This window comes from Caballeronia sp. KNU42, from assembly GCF_053760385.1.
The window spans coordinates 3,516,145-3,535,851 of record NZ_CM132388.1 but is presented as its reverse complement, the minus strand read 5'-3'; the positions used below and the strand labels follow the sequence as shown (position 1 = coordinate 3,535,851).

The following is a 19,707-nucleotide window of genomic DNA, read 5'->3' as shown; positions in this document are numbered from 1 at the left end:
TTTGGCTTATCTCTCGCGGAACGCTTCACGCGATTTGAAAATGGGTTTCAACAGGTACGACAGCACGGTCTTTTCGCCAGTGCGAATTTCGACGTTGCCGGTCATGCCGGGAATGATTGGCAGATGCTTGCCGGCAGCCGTCAGTTCGCTTTTATCGGTCAGGACCTGTACCCGGTAATAAATGGAATCGGGTTTGCCGGGCGCTGCTTTCTCGTCCTGGAAGGTATCCGGGCTCACGTCAATGACATGTCCCTTCAAGCCACCGTAAATCCCGAAGTCGTAGGCGGAGATCTTCACCATGGCCGGAAGCCCCGGATGGAGAAAAGCCACGTCCTTTGGCTGGATGCGCGCCTCTACGATCAACTGGTCGGCATAAGGCACGATGCTCATGATCTGCGCGCCCGGCTGGATCACTCCGCCGATAGTCGTAATCTTGATATCCTTGACCGTGCCCTTGACCGGCGCGACCAGCGTGGTGCGTTCGAGCACATCGGCGCGCCCTACCAGGTTTTCCTTCGTCTGCGACAACTCGAGGTCGAGGCGCGACATTTCGTCGTTGGCGTCCGACTTGTACTTGTTGCGGCGATCTACCATTTGCGATTGCAACTCGTTGGCGCTGCGCTTCATGCGCAAAACTTCAGTTTCCGAAATCAGGCCACGTGCCGCGAGCGGTTCAGTCATGTTGATTTCGTTCATTGCCAGCCCATAGCTTCGTTGAAGCGAAGCGATGGTGTCGTCAAGGGAATGGCGGCGAGATTGATACGTCTGCGTCTCACTCAGTACAAGAGCCTTGTCTTTCTGGACATCGGCCGGGAAAACCAGTGCTGTACCGTTGGCTTCAGCACGCAGCCTTGCCACCTTCGCTTCGAGGCCGATCAGCTTGGAATGACCTTCGGAGTACGACGAATCAGCACGCTTCGGGTCAATATTCAGTAGCAACTGGCCCTTCTCTACGACATCACCTTCTTTTACGTGCATGTCGGCAAGAATCCCGCCCTCGAGGCTCTGGATAATCTGCTCGCGCATGACCGGAACCACTTTGCCCTGCCCTTGCGTAATTTCTTCGACACGGGCAAATTTCGCCCACATCAACCCGCCAAAGATCACCGCGACAACCAGGTAAAGCACGACCATAGTGCCGGGAATAGACTGTGCAAGCATGGACTCGCGCAAGTCGTTCATGTAGGCCGTGTGAGCCGGATGGACATACGGCGCAGCGTTCTTTCTGCGGCCACCCGGCGTCAGAGAGCGGGCCCAATATCCTAATTTGCTGAATATTTTCATGATGCTTCCTTGATGGCGCCGTGCGCCTGTGTATCGGTTCCCTGCGTGTCGCTTATGGCAGGGGCGGCAGGGGAACGCAACGCAGCGAGCACTTCTTCCTTCGGGCCATCGGTGATAATTTTCCCTGCGTCGAGAATCACAATGCGATCCACCAGTTGCAGCAGTGAAGGCCGGTGAGTGACCACGACGAGCGTGGTGCCGCGGGTGGCTTCAGCCAGATCCCGGATAAATGCGGTTTCGGTCTGCGTGTCCATCGCGCTGGTCGGCTCATCCATCAAGATGAGCGCAGGACGCGCGATCAGGCAGCGAGCCAGCGCGACGAGCTGCTTCTGACCGCCCGACAAACCATCGCCGTTTTCGCCGATCGGCATGTTCCAGCCGTGCGGACTGCCGGCGGCAATGGAATCGAGCCCGGTCAGTTTGGCGACGCGCAGCAACTCGTGGATCGTTGCGTCAGGACGGCCAATCATCACGTTCTGGCGGAGCGATCCGTAGAACAGGCGACTGTCCTGCGACACATAGCCGACATTTTCGCGCCAGTCGGCCGGATCGACTTGCGTAAGATCAATGCCATCGATAAACACCTGCCCACTCGTGGGACGATAAAGATTCGACATGACGCGCAGCAGCGAAGACTTGCCACTTCCCACTCGGCCGAGGATCGCGACGCGTTCGCCAGCACGGATATTGATGTTGATGTTCTTCAGGAATTCGGGCGGCTTCATGCCGTTCTGAACGGGATAGTGAAAGCCCACTTGACGAAGTTCGATCGCGCCGCTGATTCCCGGGTTGTCCAGGTACTGAACTTCCGGATCGCGTTCCACCGGTTTTTTCATCAACCCGCTGAGTGAGTCCAGCGCGGCCTTGGCTTGCTGGAAGCGCACGGCGAGACCGGCGACTTGCGCGAGAGGCGCGAGAGCGCGAGAGGCCAGGATCACGGAGCCGATCAACGCACCCTGCGTCAACTTGCCGTCCGAAATGAGATACACGCCGGCCACCACGATCATCACGGTCTCGAACTGCGTGATCCATGATACGAAGTTCATCGCGAGTGCAGAGAGGCGCTTGGATTTCATCGAGGTATCGGACGCTTTGGCCGAAAACAGTTCCCAGCGCTCCTGCATGTAACGCTCGCCGCCCGTGGCCTTCAGCGTTTCAATGCCTTCCACGGTTTCAATCAGGATTCCTTGCTTGAGCGAAGATTCGCGCAGATTTTCCTTCATCACCTTCTTGAGCGGCCACTGGATCATCACGCTCACACCAATGATCACCGGAACCAGCAGCAGTGGGATGAACCCGAGCATGCCGCCAATCATGAAGATCACCGCGATGTACAAGAACGTGAAAGGCAAATCCGATAGCGTGGCGAGCGTGGCTGAAGCGACAAAGTCGCGCACCGATTCGAACTCGCGCAACTGATTGGCAAACGAGCCCGACGATGCCGGCTTGTGCTCCAGGCGAATCGCAAGCGCCTTCTTGAACAGCATGGCGCCCATGACCAGGTCGGCTTTTTTGCCGGCGACATCGAGCACGTGAGCCCGGACGTTCCTTGCAATGAACTCGAACAGCATGGCGATCGCTACGCCGATAGCAAGCGACCACAAGGTCACAAAGGCCTGGTTGGGAACCACCCGGTCATAGACGTTCATCGTGAAGAAGGTGCCGGCAAGAGCAAGCACATTGATCAGCAGCGCGCCGAGAGCAGCGCTCCAGTAGTAACGCCTGTAACGCCACAACGTGCTCAACAGCCAATGCCCGTCCGACTCTTCTTCGGGCATGCCTGCTCGTGTGTCGACTTTGCCAACCGGTTTCACCAGCATGGCATAACCGGTGTAATTGGCTTTGAGCTGGCTAACGCCGATAGCGACAACCTTCGAGCCCGTCTCCGGCAGCACTACTAGATAGGCAGCTTCCATTTCGTCCTGCTCTGGTTGCTGCCCTTCCTTGATCTCGCCGGCTGGCTTGATGACCTTGACGTCGTTGGGCGCGCGGCCGAGCAGCACGCAACCGCCATGGTCCTTGCGGAACAAGATGACCGGCAGCAGCATCGGCGAGACTTCGTTGGGCTGGCGCTCGACTACGCCTACATTGAAACCCGACTGCTCCATGGCAAGCTGTGCCTGCTTAGGGGAGATAAAACGTCCTGCCGGCAAGCCGGACAGCATCGCCGCTTCGCTGGTCGGCTTGCCGTGATACGCCGCCATCCATACGAGACTCTTCAAGAGCGTGTCGTCTACCTTGGGCGACACTGTCAACACGTCACCGCCGTCCGGCTGAATGGGCGTTACCGCGCCCGGTACTTCGTTTTTCATGGCTTTTGACTTTTTAGCGTCCGGTGGGAGGGCTTGCGCTTGTCGACCGGGCGGGTGGATACGTCGTTCGTAATCAACGCGAAACGATTCGTCGCGGAATGCATTTATTTCAGCGCGTGCATTATCTGCACGGCACTTGACGCGGAAAATCGGAAGCGTCCTAAATACAAACCAAGAAAGGAATCCGTAATTACAACTCTGCGCACTGGATTAATGCGATGAGTTGATTCTCGGCGTCGAGGCCTCAGAGAACCATGAGATACGTCCTAATTAAACGGATGCCGAACAGTGCGAATGGAGGCGTATCTTTCGAGTTGGATCAGGGACTTACGCGGGGGGAATGCGAGCAGCGGCAGCGGGGAGGGGTGAAGCGCCAAGACAGTGATGATAGCGGCAGCGCTTGCGGTGAGCGTGCTGATCATTGCAATTCAGAAAATCAAACAGGATTGCTTGATAAGGACCAGATTCCCAATAAACGTCATCAGGCAAAACCGCGTTCAAACTCGGATAACGTGAGAAACACCTTATATATTCTTATATCTAGCAGATTAGCCGCGCGGCTTTTCACGACCATTCGGGTGACGCTTGCTTTAAGCTGCAAGATCAGGCCTTACTGGCCTTACTAACCAGGAAACTCAGTTGCATGTCCAAGCCACCTGTTCTGCTGGAAATCTGTGCCGGTTCTGTCACCTCGTGCTTGGCGGCGCAGGAAGGCGGCGCGGGCCGTGTCGAATTTTGCGACAACCTGCTGGAAGGCGGCACCACGCCTTCTTATGGCGCCATCGCCAGCGCGCGAGCGAAATTGACCATACAGTTGAACGTGATCATCCGTCCACGCGGGGGTGATTTCCTGTATTCCGATATCGAATTTGACGTCATGGAGCGCGACGTCATCGCCTGCAAGAAGCTGGGCGTCGATGGCGTGGTGATCGGGCTGCTCACCGCCGACGGTGATATCGATATACCCCGTACCCGACGTCTGGTTGAACTGGCCGCGCCCATGCCGGTCACTTTCCACCGGGCGTTCGACGTAGCGCGTGATCCGTTCAAAGCGCTCGAAGACATCATCGATACAGGCTGCAACCGTCTCCTCACCTCCGGGCAGGAAGCCAGCGCACCCGAAGGTGCCGCACTCATCGCTGAACTGCGCACGGCCGCAGGGGAGCGGCTCGTGGTCATGCCCGGGGCAGGCGTGCGGCTGAACAATATTGCGCGGCTGGTCTCTGAAACGGGCTGCGTCGAATATCACACTTCCGGCCGCGCACCTTTTGCCAGCGGCATGCGTTATCGCAACGAGCGCGTAAAGATGGGCGGCCCCGGGCAGGATGAATACGCGATCGTGGAGACGTCGGCTGAGCTGGTGAGACAGTTGGTCGCCGAGGCGAATGAAGCTTGGGAACGACTGCATCGCGCAGGTTCGTAGAGCTTAGATGCAGAAACGCCGGCTTTGGCGAGCCGGCGTTTCGTCTACTGCAACACGGTTAGAACGGTTTGACGACCACTAACAAAGTCGCACCCAGCAGCCCGAGCACCGGCAATTCGTTAAACATTCTGTACCACTTATCGGAACGGGTGTTTTCCCCGCGCTGAAAGCGCCTCAGCAAAACGCCGCAATACGCGTGATAGATAATAATCAGGACCACAATAGTCAGTTTCGCGTGCATCCAGCCCTGGCCTTGGCCAATGCCCATCACCAGCAGCAGCCACAATCCACACGCCAGCGCCGGCACCGCGATGAACGTCATGAAGCGGAACAGCTTGCGCGCCATCAGCAACAGACGCGCAGTAGCCGCCGGCTCGGTTTCCATCGCGAGATTGACGAAGATGCGCGGCAAGTAGAACAGGCCTGCGAACCACGAAGCCACTAATACTATATGCAGCGATTTGATCCAGAGCATTGGAATGGCGGTCTCGCTTATTCTCGTGTTTCGCCGTGACCGAGCACGACGTATTTCAGCGACGTCAGCCCATCCAGTCCTACCGGTCCACGCGCATGCAGTTTGTCGTTCGAAATGCCGATCTCCGCGCCGAGGCCGAATTCGAAGCCATCGGCAAAACGCGTTGATGCGTTGACCATCACGCTCGCTGAATCGACTTCGCGCAGGAAACGCATCGCGCGGTCGTGGTCTTCGGTGATGATCGCGTCGGTGTGATTCGAGCTGTAGGTGTTGATGTGATCGATAGCCTCGTCCAGATCGTTCACCAGCTTCACCGACAACACCGGCGCCAGGTATTCGGTGCTCCAGTCGGCTTCGGTGGCCTCAGTGAGCGGGCCGTCGTAGCCGGCGTCTTTCAGCACGGCGCGGCTCGCTGCGTCCACGCGCAGTTCAACGTCTTTCGCACGGAACACCTTGGCAAGCGCGGGCAATACGTCGGCAGCAAAACCCTCGGCGACCAGCAGCGTTTCCATCGTGTTGCAGGTTCCGTAGCGATGCGTCTTCGCGTTCTCGCAGACGTTCAGCGCCTTGGTGAGATCGGCGCGGTCATCCACATAAACGTGGCAGATGCCGTCGAGGTGCTTGATCATGGGCACGCGCGCTTCTTCCATCAGGCGCGCGATCAGGCCCTTGCCGCCGCGGGGAACGATCACATCGACGAATTCGGTCATGGTGATCAGCTTGCCGACGGCCGCGCGGTCCGCCGTGCCGACCACTTGCACCGCGTCCTGCGGCAGGCCGGCCGCTTGCAGCCCTTCGCCGATCAACGCAGCCAGCGCCGTATTGCATTCCAGCGCCTCGGAACCGCCACGCAAGATAGCCGCGTTCCCTGACTTGAGACATAGCGCGGCAGCGTCGATAGTCACATTCGGCCGCGATTCGTAAATGATCCCGATCACGCCCAGCGGCACGCGCATCTGCCCTACCTGAATCCCGCTCGGACGATATTTAAGACCACTGATTTCACCGATGGGGTCCGCCAGCGCCGCCACTTGCCGCAAACCTTCGACCATGGTGTTCAGGGCTTTATCGGAGAGCGTCAGGCGGTCGATGAACGCGGCGTCATGACCTTTATCCCTGGCGCGGGCGAGATCGCGCGCATTCGCGCTCTTCAACGCAGCACGTTCCCGTTCGATTGCGTTCGCGATCGCACCGAGCGCGGCGTTCTTCGCCGCCGTCGATGCCCGCGCCATCGCGCGTGAAGCGCGGCGCGCGCGGCGGCCGAGTTCGGTCATGTAGTCGTCGATGTCGGTCATCGTCATTCTCTTGGATTCGTTCGATGCTTGTGGAGCGCGGCTTTCGGCTTGTCGGAGCCGAAAAATATCAATTTTAAGCCGATGTCACGCCGGGCGCTTTGCCGGAGGTTTGGCTTGGAGCGGCCCGCCCGACGACGCGACGGTCATCGCGAGTTCGAACATGCCGTCCCACGGATCGGGCGGCGGGTCGCCCGGATTGGCGCTGCCTCTCGGACCCGTGCCGCCGGACAAGCCTTTCACTTGCCGATCCAGCTTCGCGGCCAGCGACAACGCCTTTTCGAGCGCCGCTTCCGTGACGCGCGTGAGCGCCGGACCGATCAGCCGTTCACGCGGCCCCCAGACGCGGTTCTCGCGCAGCAGCGTGGCGAGCGGTTTGCCCGCCGCGACGCCGCGTTTCATCCGCAGCAGCGTGCGGATTTCCTCCACCAGCGCCCAGATCACGAGCGTTCCGGCTTCGCCCTCGCCCTTCAGGCCGTCGAGCATGCGTGTCAGCCGGCCGACATCGCCGGTCAGCATGGCTTCATTGAGCTTGAACACGTCGTAACGCGCGACGTTCAGCACAGCTTCGTGGATCTGTTCGAAGGTGAGCACGCCTGCGGGATAAAGCAAACCTAGCTTGAGGATTTCCTGATGCGCGGCGAGCAGGTTGCCCTCCACCCGTTCCGCGATAAACACCAGCGCCCGTCGTCCATCCTCGCCCGGCGCGACACGCTGGTTTTGCAGAGTCAGCCGCTGGCCGATCCACATGGGCAACTGCGCGCGTTCAACAGGATCAATCTTCATCATCACGCCCGGGCCGCTCAGCGCGGTGAACCACGCGGACTTCTGCGTGGCCGCATCGAGCCGTGGCAAGGTGATGAGGGTGAGGACGTCTGGGTTATCGGCTGCAGAGAGGGTTTTCAGCGCCTCACCGCCTTCCTTGCCGGGCTTGCCGGTGGGAATCCGCAACTCGACCAGTTGGCGGTCGCCGAAGAGCGACATCGACTGGCTCGCGCCCAACAACGAGCTCCAGTCGAAATAACGGTCGACCACGAACACCGAGCGATCCGTGAAACCCTGCGCCCGCGCGCTCGCGCGAATCTTGTCGCAGGCTTCCTGGGCGAGCAAATGCTCGTCGCCATAAACGACGTACAGGCCTTTCAGCCCTTTCGCGAGGTGCGCATCGAGCGCGTCGAGTCGAAGTTGCATGGTTTTGAGCGGCGTCCCCGCGCTTACAGCGGCGGTACAGGCAACGGCGCACGCGGGACGATGCCGGGGGCTGCTTCGTTCGGCGATGGATGCAGCGAACGCACGACCGCGAGGCGGCGCGTCAACTGGTCAACGGCATCGAATTGCATGTCACGGAACAGCGTTTGCGCTTCAATACCCTTCGCCAGCGTGAACTGATCGCTATACGTCAGCGCCCGGTTCAGCGAAATCGTACTCGGGGGAATCAGCAAGGTGCCGTCGGCGCCTACCATCGAGTAGCCCAGGTTGTAATCGAGTTCGTACTCCTGCACGACGCCTTGCGCATTCAGGCTCAAAGTCTTCATGCCAGTACCGCCGGCCAGTGAGAGGATAGCGTCGGGCTTTTCCGACGCCTTGACGATCACGGTGTCGCTGCCGCCTTCCACTACACGCTGGAGGCGCCCGAGCATTTCAGGCGTGCCGCCGCTGATGGCGAGCCGCTTGAATGCATAGTCCTGCTGCCCGCGCAACTGGAAACCGCATGCGGAAAGCAGCATCGCGCTGCACGCCAGCGTCAGGATGGAGCGCCGGCTGATTGTGCGCGTTGCCTTCGTGTTGGTCGAACTCAAGCTGACAGTTTTCCCGCTCACAACGTCCTCCAGGATTTTCATGGCGCGCGATCTCCGGCTCATACGACCACGTTCACCAGCCGGCCCGGCACCACGACGACCTTCTTCGGCGCCCGCCCTTCCGAAAACTTCTCGAACATCTCGTGCGCAATCGCCGCCTTTTCGATGTCCTCGCGCGACGCGTCCTTCGCCATGGTGAGCGTTCCGCGCACCTTGCCGTTGACCTGCAGCACGAGTTCGATCTCAGCCTGTTCGAGCGCGGCTTCGTCCACTTTCGGCCAGGACGCGTCGAGCAAACCGCCGTACAAATTGGCGTAACCAAGTTCCTGCCACAACTGGAACGTGATGTGCGGCACGACCGGATACAGCACGCGCAGCAATACGCCGAAGGTCTCATTGAGAACGCCGGGCGTTGCATCTTTCGCGCTGTCCACCGCGTTCAGCATCTTCATGGCCGCCGAGACGACCGTGTTGTACTGCAAGCGGCCGTAGTCGAAATCGGCTTGCTTCAGGATGGTATAGATCTCGCGGCGCAGCGTGCGGTCGGCGTCGTTGAACTTCGATGCATCCAGCTTCGCGTGCGTTTTGATCGTGTCGGCGCGACCATGCGCCAATTGCCACACGCGGCGCAAGAAGCGGCTTGCGCCTTCCACACCCGTGCCCGACCATTCGAGCGATTGCTCCGGAGGCGCCGCGAACATCACGAACAGGCGCGCGGTGTCCGCCCCATAAGCATCGATCAGCGATTGCGGATCGACACCATTGTTCTTCGACTTCGACATCTTCTCCACGCCGCCAATCACTACCGGCTTGCCATCGGCGTTCAGTACCGCGCCGACCGGGCGGCCTTTGTCGTCGTGCGACACGGTCACGTCGGCCGGATTGATCCAGGTCTTCTTGCCCGCCGCGTCCTCGCGGAAGTAGGTCTCGTTCAGCACCATGCCCTGCGTGAGCAGGTTCTTCGCGGGTTCATCGAACGTGACGAGGCCCAGATCGCGCATGACCTTGGTCCAGAAACGCGAGTACAGCAAGTGGAGAATCGCATGCTCGATTCCGCCGATGTACTGATCCATCGGCATCCAGTAATCGGTGCGTTTGTCGACCATGGTCTTCGCGTCCGGCGCGGCATAACGCGAGAAATACCAGGCTGAATCGACGAACGTGTCCATGGTGTCGGTTTCACGCTTCGCCGGCGCGCCGCATTTCGGGCACGTGCAATTGACGAACGCTTCGGACTTCGCGAGCGGATTGCCCGTGCCATCCGGCACGAGGTCTTCCGGCAACACGACCGGCAGATCCGCTTCCGGCACCGGCACGTCGCCGCAGGTCGCGCAGTGGATGATCGGGATCGGCGTGCCCCAGTAACGCTGGCGGGAAATGCCCCAGTCGCGAAGACGCCAGGTGATTTGTTTATCGCCCAGGTTCAACGCGTTCAGATCGGCGGCGATTGCACTAGTAGCCGCTTCGAAGCCAAGTCCGTCGTACTTGCCGCTATTGATCAGCGTGCCCGTGCCCTTCTCGCCGTACCACTCCTGCCACGCGTCGGTGCTGTAGGTCTTGCCTTCCACCGCCACCACTTGCTTGATCGGCAGCGCGTATTTCTTCGCGAACGCGAAATCGCGTTCATCGTGGGACGGCACGCCCATCACGGCGCCTTCGCCATAGCTCATCAGCACGTAATTGCCGACCCACACTTCGACCTTTTCCTGCGTCAGCGGGTGCGTGACGAAGAAGCCCGTGGGCATGCCCTTCTTTTCCATCGTCGCGACATCGGCTTCGGCCACGCCGCCGCGTTTGCATTCTTCGATGAACGCTTGCAGGTCAGCGTTATCGCGCGCAAGGCGTGTGGCCAGCGGATGTTCCGCGGCAACGGCGGCGAAGGTCACGCCCATGATGGTGTCGGCGCGCGTGGTGAACACGCGCAGCAATTTGCTCTCGCCGTCGATCTCATACGGGAAGCCGAAATTCACGCCGAAGCTCTTGCCGATCCAGTTCTGCTGCATCACCTTCACGCGTTCGGGCCAGCCGAGGCCTTCCAGGTCGCCGAGCAACTGATCCGCGTAATCCGTGATGCGCATGTAGTACATCGGGATTTCGCGCTTTTCCACCAGCGCGCCCGAGCGCCAGCCGCGCCCGTCGATCACCTGTTCATTTGCGAGCACCGTCTGGTCTTCAGGATCCCAGTTCACCGTCCCGGTTTTTTTATACGCGATGCCCTTTTCCAGCATCTTCAGGAACAGCCACTGATTCCACTTGTAGTACTCAGGCTTGCACGACGCAATTTCCCGCGACCAGTCGATAGCCAGCCCCATCGACTGCATCTGCTTCTTCATGTAGTCGATGTTGTCGTAAGTCCACTTCGCCGGCGGCACGTTGTTCGCCATGGCGGCGTTTTCCGCCGGCATGCCGAACGCGTCCCAGCCCATGGGCATGAGCACGTTGTGGCCGTTCATGCGCAGGAACCGGTACATCACGTCGTTGATGGTGTAGTTGCGCACGTGCCCCATGTGGAGCTTGCCCGACGGGTACGGCAGCATGGACACGCAATAGAACTTGGGCTTGTCGCTGGTTTCAGTCGACCGGTAGACGTCTTTCGCGCGCCAGTCGCTTTGCGCTGCGGATTCGACGTCGGCGGGTACGTATTTATCTTGCATGGTCTTTGGATGATTTTGGCTTGGGCAGACGGCGGACTGGCCAGCGGTTGCTTGCCGTGATTACGATGGAAACCTGGCTCAGGCCGGGCTTGCAAACGGGCGCGCCAACAGGCTTGCCAACGGCAAAAAACGATTATACCGGGTGCGAACGCAAGGGCGGCGCGGCGCGGGGGCCGCGTTGCGCGTGATGAAATTGAACAGGGCGCGCTGGCAATACGCATCGGCTTGACACGGGCGACCCGGGAATCGCAAAACGAATTTCAGTATGTACGAAGTGGAGATTGACCCAGAGAGTCCCCTGAAGGAAAGATCGGTCGTGGGCGACGGCAGACTTTTTCCGGGCAAACCTCACTGGGCCAACGATTTCATGATCTTGAGTTATGCGCGGGCTTTGAAGCGTCCAAGGGATTTACCGGTGGGAACGCGCTGGCAAGTGCGGGGTGTGCGATTCTTTTTAGCCGCATTGCTTGCAACGCTTGCTGCACTTGTCGCATCGCCCGCACACGCGATATCGATCGCTTGCGAAGTGAACGGCACCGGCATAGTCCCGGCAGCGGGCGTAATTTCAGTCCCCGTGAACGCTGCGCCCGGAACGACGGTGATGACGCTGGCACCGGCCGCTTTCGCGGGATACTGCTACTTTCAGAAGCTACCGCTGACCGATACGTTCGGCGTCAGATTGGCCATCAGTACGGCGCCGGCCGCGGGATTCAACGACGTTTATCCAACCAATGTCAGCGGTCTGGGAGTGCGCTATACGGTTGGGGGCGGGCCAGGGTGCGACACGGTCAGCGCCACCATACAAGGGACGTTGAATATCAAATGTACCGAAAGCAGTTCCGGTATCAATGTTTATTTCTCCGTCCCCATGTCGGTGACAGTCAGCTTTGTCACGACCGGCCCGATCCAATCCGGAGCCTCAACGCTGTCGAGCATTCCTGTGGTAGCAACAACCGTTTTCGACCCGGTTGGCGGAACTACCTGGAGCAAGCCGGCTTTGTACACAGGCGTGGCAAGCGGCACGCTCAGTACAGCCACTTGCTCGGTTCAGACGCCCGGCTTGGCCGTAACCCTTCCCAATGTGACGACAAACGCGTTCGGCAGCGGGATCGGTGCGACGGCAGGCCGGACAGGCTTTAACTTGAGCTTTATGTGCGCGCAAGGCGCGAAGGTATCGATCGTGATCACCGATGCCGTCTCGCCCTCGAATCGAACCGATGTTCTGACGCTCGGAGCCGAATCCACGGCCAAGGGAATCGGTGTGCAAGTCCTGAAGGATCAACGCACCACCGTGCTATTCGGCCCAGACGCAGCCGGTCCGAACGTCCAGAACCAATGGTTGATTGGTGCGTCTCCCGATGGCTTGCTGACGCTACCGCTATCGGCGCAATACGTTCGCACCGGCGCGGTGACGCCGGGGTCGGTCAAGGCGCTGGCGACCTTCACGATGTCATATCAATAGGTCATTAGGTCGAGAATCAGCGGCTCGGTTTGCCTGGCTCCGTCACGAAGCCAATCTTGCTCAAACCCGCAGCCTGCGCCGCGCCCATCACTTGCGCGATTACGTCATAGCGCGTTTCTTTCGATGCTCTCAGATGAATCTCCGGCGGTGTCGGTTGTTTACCCGCGTCGCCGAATTGCTGGCGCATCTGGTCGAAGCTGATCGGCTTGTCATTCCAGTAGAGCTTGCCGGAATCGTCGATGGAAAGCGTGATCGTCTCCGGCGTCTCACGCGCGACTTGCGACGCGACCTTCGGCAAATCCAGCCGGATTGCGTGCGTGAACAACGGTGCCGTGATGATGAAAATCACCAGCAGCACCAACATGACATCGATCAACGGCGTCATGTTGATCTCCGCCATGGGAGCGCCGTTCGATTTCTTGTCAAGTCCGCCGAATGCCATGATGATGTGCTCGTCCGGGTGCGGGGTATTGAAGGGCCGGCTGGTGCGTGGACCTTGGTTAAACCACGCGGTCTTGAACCGGCGCGCTCTTGGCGCGGCGCGGCGCCACGCCGCTCGTGTAAGCGTGCAGATCGTGCGCGAAACCGTCCAGTTCCTCGGATATCTGCCGTACAAGCCGGCCCAGCACGTTGTAGGCAAGCACGGCCGGGATGGCCACGACCAGACCAAACGCTGTCATGATGAGCGCCTCACCCACCGGGCCCGCGACGTTTTCGATCATCGCCTGCCCGCTCGCTGCAATGCTGCCGAGCGCGTGATAAATGCCCCACACGGTGCCGAGCAGTCCGACAAACGGCGCAGTACTTCCCACCGACGCCAGCAGAACCTGCCCAAACTCAAGCCGTCTTTGCGATGCCAGCAATGCATGCCGCAACGCGCGCAACACGCGCTCGCCGGGTTCCACATGCGCGATCAGCGCGCCCGGCATCTCAGCTTCCGTGGCTCGCCATGCAGCAACCGCAAGCGGTAAATACACGCCTTCCCGATCCACCTTACGCAATTCAGCGATGCCCTCGGCCAGCGTCGGTGCTTGCCAGAAACGCTGCACGGCGCGCGGCCCCTGACGCTTTGCTCGCACGAGGACCCAGGCCTTCACGATGAGAAAACACCAGCTCGCCACCGACATGGCCAGAAGCACGCCCGCGACGCCATGCGTAATGCCGTCGCTGCTCTGCAAGTAATGGATGATGCCGGTTGTAGCCATCGGACGAAAACCCCGGATGTTGTTGGCTCAGAAGCAGACTGAGAAGCAGCCTCAGGCTCAGCGCAAACCGAGCACGTCCTGCATGTCGAAGAACCCGCGCTCGCGGCCCGCGAGAAAGTGCACGGCGCGCAACGAGCCCTGCGCGTATGACAGCCGGTTGGCCGATTTGTGCGTGATCTCGATCCGCTCGCCAATGCCCGCGAACAGCACGGTGTGATCGCCGACAATATCGCCGCCGCGAATCGCCGCGAAACCGATGGTCGATGGATCGCGTTCTCCGGTCACGCCTTCGCGGCCATACACGGCGCAGTCCTTCAGCTCGCGGCCGAGCGCGTGGGCAATGGTTTCACCCATCGCAAGCGCGGTGCCTGACGGCGCGTCAATTTTGTGCCGGTGATGCGCCTCGATAATCTCGATGTCATAGCCCTCGGCGAAATGCCGAGCCGCGAACTCGAGCAGCTTGAGCGTCACGTTCACGCCCACGCTCATGTTCGGCGCAAACACGATACCGATTTTTTCACCGGCGGCGCGCAATTGGGCTTTCTGCTCATCGTCGAAACCGGTCGTACCGACGACCAGTTTCACGTTATGCCGCAACGCCGCTTCCAGATGCACTAGCGTGCCTTCGGGACGCGTGAAGTCGATCAGCAGGTCCGCGTTCGCGAAAACCTGTTCGATATCGTCCGTCAGCAAAACGCCCGTCTCTTGCCCGAGGAACGCACCTGCGTCCTGGCCGAGTTGCGGCGCTCCGGTGCGGTCGAGCGCACCGGCCAGCGTGGTGTTGGCGTCCTTGAGAACGGTTTCGATCAGCATGCGGCCCATGCGGCCCGATGCGCCGGCAATGGCGATTTTCATGGCGTGTCTCGCGTGAGTTGAAGCTACGAAGTGCTACGAAGGGCTACGAAGTCAGAAGCATGCAAGCGCTGCGGCCGCCGCCGCTTGGCACGCGGCCACCCGAACAGGAAAGAGCTCGACGCAACCGCGTGAAACAGGCGGGCAAAGCCCGCCCTTCTGCTTAGTTGGTCGTCGTCGCGGGCACGGAGGACGCGCCCAGACCGTTGCCGGTGTTCGAAGGAACAGGCGACGTACCTTGCGGACCTACAGCGCTGCTGTCCGGGATCGTGACGGGGTTCGGGCGACGCTGCAACTGGATCTGCGAGTTGCCCGTGGCGCTGACATTCGGCGGCAATCCCGGGTTGCCCGGCACGGTCGGCATGGCCGACGAGCGGGTGCGGCCCGTCGGTGTCTGCACGGCGTCGGTCGCGCGATTGGCGGCCTGGGCGGCTTGCTGGTTCGCGTCGCCGGCAAATGCGTTCGACGCATTCGATGCATCCGGCTGGAGCCCCGGCGCACTTGCCCCTGCGGTGAGCCCCGTCCCGCCGGCGGACGTACCCGCTGCGGCAACGGCGTCTGCTGCGCTGGCGCCCTTGGCCGACGCGGCCGTGGCCGCAGCCGTAGCGGCGGCCAGCTTGACGCCCTTATCGCCGTCAATTTCAGCCAGCAACTCAAGATTCGACGGCAAATTCTCGCCGCCCGACCAGCTCGCGACGGTATTGCCCGCGAACAGCACGACGAAATCACGCTGCTGCACGACCGACGTGGAACCGCGCTTGAAATAGAAGACGTAGTCCCAGCGGTCCGCATGGAACATGTCCGCCAGCAACGGCGTGCCGAGCAGCGCCTTCACCTGGTCACGCGTCAAGCCGACTTTCATCTGGCTCGCCGCTTCCGCCGAAACGAAGTTCCCCTGCACTACCGTGATCCGATACGGTGTGATGTGCTGCGCGAAGCTCTGCGTAACGCTATCGTAAGTGGAACAACCGGCCAGGATGGTCATAGTGGCGGCAGCGATCAAAGTTCCGCGCATACGACGGCTCTCCCGGCTATTCAATAAAGATTTTAGAAACATTTCACCCTTCATTTCACCCTTCGCCTGGCCCATCGCCCGTGGGGGCGCAAGAAGTTTCGGAGTCTTTCGGAGATCGCGCCATTTCGTTCGGATGGTGACCGGAACGGTAAAAACGCATTACTATGAGAACCTTGAATTGTACTCTAGGGATGCCTAGCGATGACCAATCCCGCCGATCTGAAAAATATCGGGCTGAAGGCAACCTTGCCCCGGCTCAAGATACTTGAGATTTTCCAGCATAGTCCTGTGCGTCACCTGACTGCAGAAGACGTGTATAGAAACCTGTTGCATGAGGAGCTCGACATCGGTCTGGCGACCGTTTACCGCGTGCTCACGCAGTTCGAACAAGCAGGCCTGCTTTCCCGCAGCAACTTCGAGTCGGGCAAAGCTGTCTTCGAGCTGAACGAAGGCACTCATCATGACCATCTGGTATGTCTGGACTGCGGCATGGTGGAAGAGTTCTTCGACGCGGAGATTGAAAGCCGTCAGCAGGATATCGCCAAAGAACGCGGCTTCAAGCTGCATGAGCATGCGCTCGCGCTGTATGGCACCTGCACGAAGGATCATTGCCCGCACAGGAAGAACTGATTTCGAAAGACCGTTCCTGGCTCGTGACGTTTGCGCGCCAAGCGTGAAAAAGCCGCCGGTTCTTGCAAACCGGCGGCTTTTTTTCGGCTTGATTTCACCGCGTTACTTTGCGGCTCTATCGCGCGCTATTACTTCGCATTCGCCAATGCCACAGCCGTGTCCAGCATGCGGTTCGAGAAGCCCCACTCGTTGTCGTACCAGCTCGAGACCTTCACCAGACGGCCCGACACCTTCGTCAGCGTGGCGTCGAACGTGGACGAAGCCGGGTTGTGGTTGAAGTCGATCGACACCAGCGGCGCCGTGTTGTAGCCCAGGATGCCCTTCAACGCGCCTTCCGATGCTTCCTTCATGATCGAATTCACTTCGTCCACGGTCGTGTCGCGTGCAGCGATGAACGACAGGTCGACGATCGACACATTGATGGTCGGCACGCGAATGGCGTAACCGTCCAGCTTGCCCGCCAGTTCCGGCAGCACCAGGCTCACCGCCGACGCAGCGCCCGTCTTCGCCGGGATCTGGCTGTGCGTGGCCGAGCGCGCGCGGCGCAGGTCCTCGTGATACACGTCCGTCAGAACCTGGTCGTTCGTGTACGCGTGGATCGTCGTCATCAACCCATTCACCAGGCCGATCTTGTCGTTCAACGGTTTGACAAGCGGCGCCAGGCAGTTCGTCGTGCACGATGCATTCGAGATCACCGTATCCGACGCCTTCAGCACATGGTGATTCACGCCATAGACGATGGTCGCATCAACGTCCTTGCCGCCCGGCGCCGAGATGATGACCTTCTTCGCGCCGCCCTTGATGTGCGCGCTGGCCTTCTCTTTCGTCGTGAAAAAACCCGTGCATTCCAGCACGATGTCCACGTTCAGTTCGCCCCACGGCAATTCGGCCGGGTTGCGATTGGCCAGCACGCGGATGCGGTCGCCGTTCACTACGAGGTAATCGCCATCCACCGAGACTTCGCCCGGGAACTTGCCGTGCGCTGTGTCGTACTGCGTCAGGTGCGCGTTCGTGGCGGCGTCTCCGAGGTCATTGATCGCAACGATCTCAATGTCGTGCTTCTTGCCGTTTTCATAGAAGGCGCGCAGCGTATTGCGGCCGATCCGGCCGTAGCCGTTGATTGCAACGCGAATCGTCATGGTCTATCTCCTGATGGCTGAAAAAAAGTTCCAGTTCGCTGCTGCCGGTTCGCCGGGTGAGAGCCGTGAAAGCTCCTCGCCCAGCGCCCGATATCAGCCCGCGAGCGCGGCTTTTGCCGTCTCCACGACATGCTCGACGGTGAAGCCGAAATACTTGAAAAGCTCGCCGGCGGGTGCTGATTCGCCGAACGAATCGATACCCACCACGCCGCCTTCGAGTCCCACATACTTGCGCCAGAAATCGGTCACGCCGGCTTCGATCGCCACGCGCACGACGCCCTTCGGCAACACGCGGTCGCGATATTCCTGGTCTTGCAGATCGAACGCGTTCGTACACGGCATGGACACGATGCGCGCGCCGATGCCTTCCTGCGCCAGTTTCTCGCCGGCCTTCAGCGCCAGTTCGACTTCCGAGCCCGTCGCGATCAGGATGATCTTGCGTGCGGGGATATCGTCGTTCCAGTCACGCAGCACATAGCCGCCCTTCGAAATGTTCGCGATCTGCACGTCGTTACGCGGCGAGAACAGCAGGTTCTGACGCGTGAAAATCAGCGCCGACGGCCCCTTGTGCTCAATGGCGTGCGTCCATGCGACGGCGGTCTCGACGGTATCTGCCGGACGCCACACTTGCAGGTGCGGAATCAGCCGCAAGCTCGACGTTTGTTCGACCGACTGGTGCGTCGGACCGTCTTCGCCCAAGCCGATCGAATCGTGCGTAAACACGAAGATGGACGGCGCCTTCATGAGTGCAGCTACGCGCAGTGCGTTGCGGCTGTAGTCAGAGAAGGTCAGGAACGTGCCGCCAAACGGACGATAGCCGCCATGCAGCACGAGACCGTTGATTGCCGCGCTCATGCCGAATTCGCGCACACCGTAGTTGATGTGGTTGCCCCACTGGATCTCGTTGGTGTTCTCACCAGCACGCACCGGCTTCGATGCCTTCCAGTTGGTCAGGTTGGAACCCGTCAGGTCGGCGGAACCGCCGAGCAGTTCCGGCAGCGCGGCGGCCAAGCCGTCCAGCGTCTGCTGCGACGCCTTGCGCGTGGCAATGGTTTCGCCCTTCTGGTTCGCGGCTTCAATAATGTCCTTCGCGTCCTGTACCCACTTAGCCGGCAGTTCGCCGTTCATCCGGCGCACGAACTCGGCGGCTTCGGCCGAATGCTTTGCGCGGTAGGCATCGAATTGCTTGTTCCATTCGCTTTCCGCGTGCGCGCCCGCTTCCTTCGCGTCCCACGCGGCATAAACTTCCTGCGGAATCACGAACGGTTCCCAGCTCCAGCCCATACCGGCACGGGCGTCGGCGATTTCCTTGGCGCCCAGCGGCGCGCCGTGCGAATCGTGGCTGCCTTGCTTGGTCGGCGCTCCCTTGCCGATAGTCGTACGGCAGCAGATCAGCGTGGGTTTATCGGAGTTCTTGGCTTGCGCAATGGCCGCGTCCACCGCGTCCACGTTGTGGCCGTCGACCGCGCGGATCACGTTCCAGCCGTACGCTTCGAAGCGCTTCGGGGTGTCGTCGTGGAACCAGTGTTCGACGTGACCATCGATAGAAATACCGTTGTCGTCGTACAGCGCGATCAGTTTGTGCAGCTTGAGCGTGCCGGCGAACGAGCAGGCTTCGTGCGAGATGCCTTCCATCATGCAGCCGTCGCCAAGGAACACGTACGTGTGATGGTCGACGATCTTCGTGCCGTCCTTGTTGAACTCCGCCGCGAGCAGCGCTTCGGCGAGCGCCATGCCGACCGCGTTCGCCAGACCCTGGCCAAGCGGGCCGGTCGTCGTTTCAACGCCCGGCGTCATGCCGTATTCCGGGTGTCCCGGCGTCTTCGAATGCAGTTGGCGGAAGTTCTTGAGTTCGTTGATCGGCAGGTCGTAGCCGGTCAGGTGCAGCAACGAGTACAGCAGCATGGAACCATGACCGTTCGACAGGACAAAACGATCGCGGTCAGCCCAGTGCGGGTTGGCCGGGTTGTGCTTCAGGTGACGCGACCAGAGCGCGACGCCGATTTCCGCCATGCCCATTGGCATGCCCGGGTGGCCGGAGTTGGCTTGCTGAACGGCGTCCATTGCCAACGCACGGATTGCGTTGGCCATCAGGGTGGTCTGGCTGGAAGTCGGGGTCGTCATGTCGAGTCCGGTAGGTCCTGAAAAGATCCTGGGATGATTCT

Annotated in this window: 16 protein-coding genes; 3 read left to right on the top strand and 13 right to left on the bottom strand. The window is 60.3% G+C overall.

From position 1 onward, the window contains the following. Nucleotides 1-6: 6 nt before the first annotated feature. Both ACSOSP_RS15955 and ACSOSP_RS15950 read right to left on the bottom strand, forming a co-directional pair. Entirely contained in the window at nucleotides 7-1,284 is a 1,278-nt protein-coding gene (locus ACSOSP_RS15955) for an HlyD family type I secretion periplasmic adaptor subunit (RefSeq protein ID WP_455308178.1), read from the bottom strand. Continuing rightward, a complete protein-coding gene (locus tag ACSOSP_RS15950; RefSeq protein ID WP_455308176.1) occupies nucleotides 1,281-3,596 on the bottom strand; it encodes a type I secretion system permease/ATPase in 2,316 nt (771 codons plus the stop codon). The genes ACSOSP_RS15955 and ACSOSP_RS15950 overlap by 4 nt, the downstream gene beginning before the upstream one ends. A 643-nt stretch (nucleotides 3,597-4,239) precedes the next feature. Here ACSOSP_RS15950 and ACSOSP_RS15945 point away from each other — a divergent pair. Then, entirely contained in the window at nucleotides 4,240-5,019 is a 780-nt protein-coding gene (locus ACSOSP_RS15945; RefSeq protein WP_455308174.1) for a copper homeostasis protein CutC, read from the top strand. A 58-nt stretch (nucleotides 5,020-5,077) separates the two neighbouring features. Here the strand turns inward: ACSOSP_RS15945 and ACSOSP_RS15940 are convergent, their stop codons facing one another. From ACSOSP_RS15940 to leuS, 5 genes are all read right to left on the bottom strand, one after another. Beyond that, nucleotides 5,078-5,494, bottom strand: a complete 417-nt coding sequence (locus ACSOSP_RS15940) for a CopD family protein (RefSeq protein WP_455308172.1) — start codon at nucleotides 5,492-5,494, stop codon at nucleotides 5,078-5,080. A gap of 17 nt (nucleotides 5,495-5,511) precedes the next feature. Further along, complete coding sequence (locus ACSOSP_RS15935; protein WP_455308170.1) at nucleotides 5,512-6,789, bottom strand: glutamate-5-semialdehyde dehydrogenase; 1,278 nt, start codon at nucleotides 6,787-6,789, stop codon at nucleotides 5,512-5,514. Nucleotides 6,790-6,873: 84 nt separating this feature from the next. Next, nucleotides 6,874-7,977: a DNA polymerase III subunit delta gene (gene holA, locus ACSOSP_RS15930; RefSeq protein ID WP_455308168.1), complete on the bottom strand. Its 1,104-nt coding sequence runs from the start codon at nucleotides 7,975-7,977 to the stop codon at nucleotides 6,874-6,876. Nucleotides 7,978-8,000: 23 nt separating this feature from the next. Further along, a complete protein-coding gene (locus ACSOSP_RS15925) occupies nucleotides 8,001-8,552 on the bottom strand; it encodes an LPS-assembly lipoprotein LptE (protein ID WP_455310988.1) in 552 nt (183 codons plus the stop codon). Between the two features lie 92 nt (nucleotides 8,553-8,644). Beyond that, entirely contained in the window at nucleotides 8,645-11,239 is a 2,595-nt protein-coding gene (leuS, locus tag ACSOSP_RS15920) for a leucine--tRNA ligase (protein WP_455308166.1), read from the bottom strand. Nucleotides 11,240-11,555: 316 nt separating this feature from the next. Between leuS and ACSOSP_RS15915 the strand changes: the two genes are divergently transcribed. Then, entirely contained in the window at nucleotides 11,556-12,701 is a 1,146-nt protein-coding gene (locus ACSOSP_RS15915) for a fimbrial protein (RefSeq protein ID WP_455308164.1), read from the top strand. Between the two features lie 16 nt (nucleotides 12,702-12,717). Here ACSOSP_RS15915 and ACSOSP_RS15910 read toward each other — a convergent pair whose 3' ends face one another. The 4 genes from ACSOSP_RS15910 to ACSOSP_RS15895 all read right to left on the bottom strand — a co-directional run bounded on the left by ACSOSP_RS15910 (nucleotide 12,718) and on the right by ACSOSP_RS15895 (nucleotide 15,773). Continuing rightward, entirely contained in the window at nucleotides 12,718-13,143 is a 426-nt protein-coding gene (locus ACSOSP_RS15910; RefSeq protein ID WP_455308162.1) for an ExbD/TolR family protein, read from the bottom strand. A gap of 58 nt (nucleotides 13,144-13,201) precedes the next feature. Continuing rightward, the gene (locus ACSOSP_RS15905) at nucleotides 13,202-13,906 is read right to left on the bottom strand and encodes a MotA/TolQ/ExbB proton channel family protein (protein WP_455308160.1); all 705 of its coding nucleotides are present in this window, start codon (nucleotides 13,904-13,906) and stop codon (nucleotides 13,202-13,204) included. Between the two features lie 57 nt (nucleotides 13,907-13,963). After that, on the bottom strand, nucleotides 13,964-14,761 hold the full coding sequence (gene dapB, locus ACSOSP_RS15900) for a 4-hydroxy-tetrahydrodipicolinate reductase (protein WP_455308158.1): 798 nt from the start codon (nucleotides 14,759-14,761) through the stop codon (nucleotides 13,964-13,966). Nucleotides 14,762-14,921: 160 nt separating this feature from the next. Continuing rightward, on the bottom strand, nucleotides 14,922-15,773 hold the full coding sequence (locus ACSOSP_RS15895; protein WP_455308156.1) for an outer membrane protein assembly factor BamE: 852 nt from the start codon (nucleotides 15,771-15,773) through the stop codon (nucleotides 14,922-14,924). Nucleotides 15,774-15,974: 201 nt separating this feature from the next. Here ACSOSP_RS15895 and fur point away from each other — a divergent pair, with 201 nt between their 5' ends. Further along, nucleotides 15,975-16,403, top strand: a complete 429-nt coding sequence (gene fur, locus ACSOSP_RS15890) for a ferric iron uptake transcriptional regulator (RefSeq protein WP_455308154.1) — start codon at nucleotides 15,975-15,977, stop codon at nucleotides 16,401-16,403. A gap of 128 nt (nucleotides 16,404-16,531) precedes the next feature. Here the strand turns inward: fur and gap are convergent, their stop codons facing one another. Next, nucleotides 16,532-17,542: a type I glyceraldehyde-3-phosphate dehydrogenase gene (gap, locus tag ACSOSP_RS15885; protein WP_455308152.1), complete on the bottom strand. Its 1,011-nt coding sequence runs from the start codon at nucleotides 17,540-17,542 to the stop codon at nucleotides 16,532-16,534. Nucleotides 17,543-17,635: 93 nt separating this feature from the next. Further along, on the bottom strand, nucleotides 17,636-19,666 hold the full coding sequence (gene tkt, locus ACSOSP_RS15880; RefSeq protein WP_455308150.1) for a transketolase: 2,031 nt from the start codon (nucleotides 19,664-19,666) through the stop codon (nucleotides 17,636-17,638). Between the last annotated feature and the right edge of the window lie 41 nt (nucleotides 19,667-19,707).

Excerpts from the sequence above, each read along its gene's own strand:
- ACSOSP_RS15895 (WP_455308156.1), bottom strand. The coding sequence starts at position 15,773 with ATGCGCGGAACTTTGATCGCTGCCGCCACTATGACCATCCTGGCCGGT.
- tkt (WP_455308150.1), bottom strand. The coding sequence starts at position 19,666 with ATGACGACCCCGACTTCCAGCCAGACCACCCTGATGGCCAACGCAATC.
- ACSOSP_RS15945 (WP_455308174.1), top strand. The coding sequence starts at position 4,240 with ATGTCCAAGCCACCTGTTCTGCTGGAAATCTGTGCCGGTTCTGTCACC.
- fur (WP_455308154.1), top strand. The coding sequence starts at position 15,975 with ATGACCAATCCCGCCGATCTGAAAAATATCGGGCTGAAGGCAACCTTG.
- gap (WP_455308152.1), bottom strand. The coding sequence starts at position 17,542 with ATGACGATTCGCGTTGCAATCAACGGCTACGGCCGGATCGGCCGCAAT.
- leuS (WP_455308166.1), bottom strand. The coding sequence starts at position 11,239 with ATGCAAGATAAATACGTACCCGCCGACGTCGAATCCGCAGCGCAAAGC.
- ACSOSP_RS15905 (WP_455308160.1), bottom strand. The coding sequence starts at position 13,906 with ATGGCTACAACCGGCATCATCCATTACTTGCAGAGCAGCGACGGCATT.
- holA (WP_455308168.1), bottom strand. The coding sequence starts at position 7,977 with ATGCAACTTCGACTCGACGCGCTCGATGCGCACCTCGCGAAAGGGCTG.
- ACSOSP_RS15935 (WP_455308170.1), bottom strand. The coding sequence starts at position 6,789 with ATGACCGACATCGACGACTACATGACCGAACTCGGCCGCCGCGCGCGC.
- ACSOSP_RS15910 (WP_455308162.1), bottom strand. The coding sequence starts at position 13,143 with ATGGCATTCGGCGGACTTGACAAGAAATCGAACGGCGCTCCCATGGCG.
- ACSOSP_RS15950 (WP_455308176.1), bottom strand. The coding sequence starts at position 3,596 with ATGAAAAACGAAGTACCGGGCGCGGTAACGCCCATTCAGCCGGACGGC.
- ACSOSP_RS15955 (WP_455308178.1), bottom strand. The coding sequence starts at position 1,284 with ATGAAAATATTCAGCAAATTAGGATATTGGGCCCGCTCTCTGACGCCG.
- ACSOSP_RS15940 (WP_455308172.1), bottom strand. The coding sequence starts at position 5,494 with ATGCTCTGGATCAAATCGCTGCATATAGTATTAGTGGCTTCGTGGTTC.
- dapB (WP_455308158.1), bottom strand. The coding sequence starts at position 14,761 with ATGAAAATCGCCATTGCCGGCGCATCGGGCCGCATGGGCCGCATGCTG.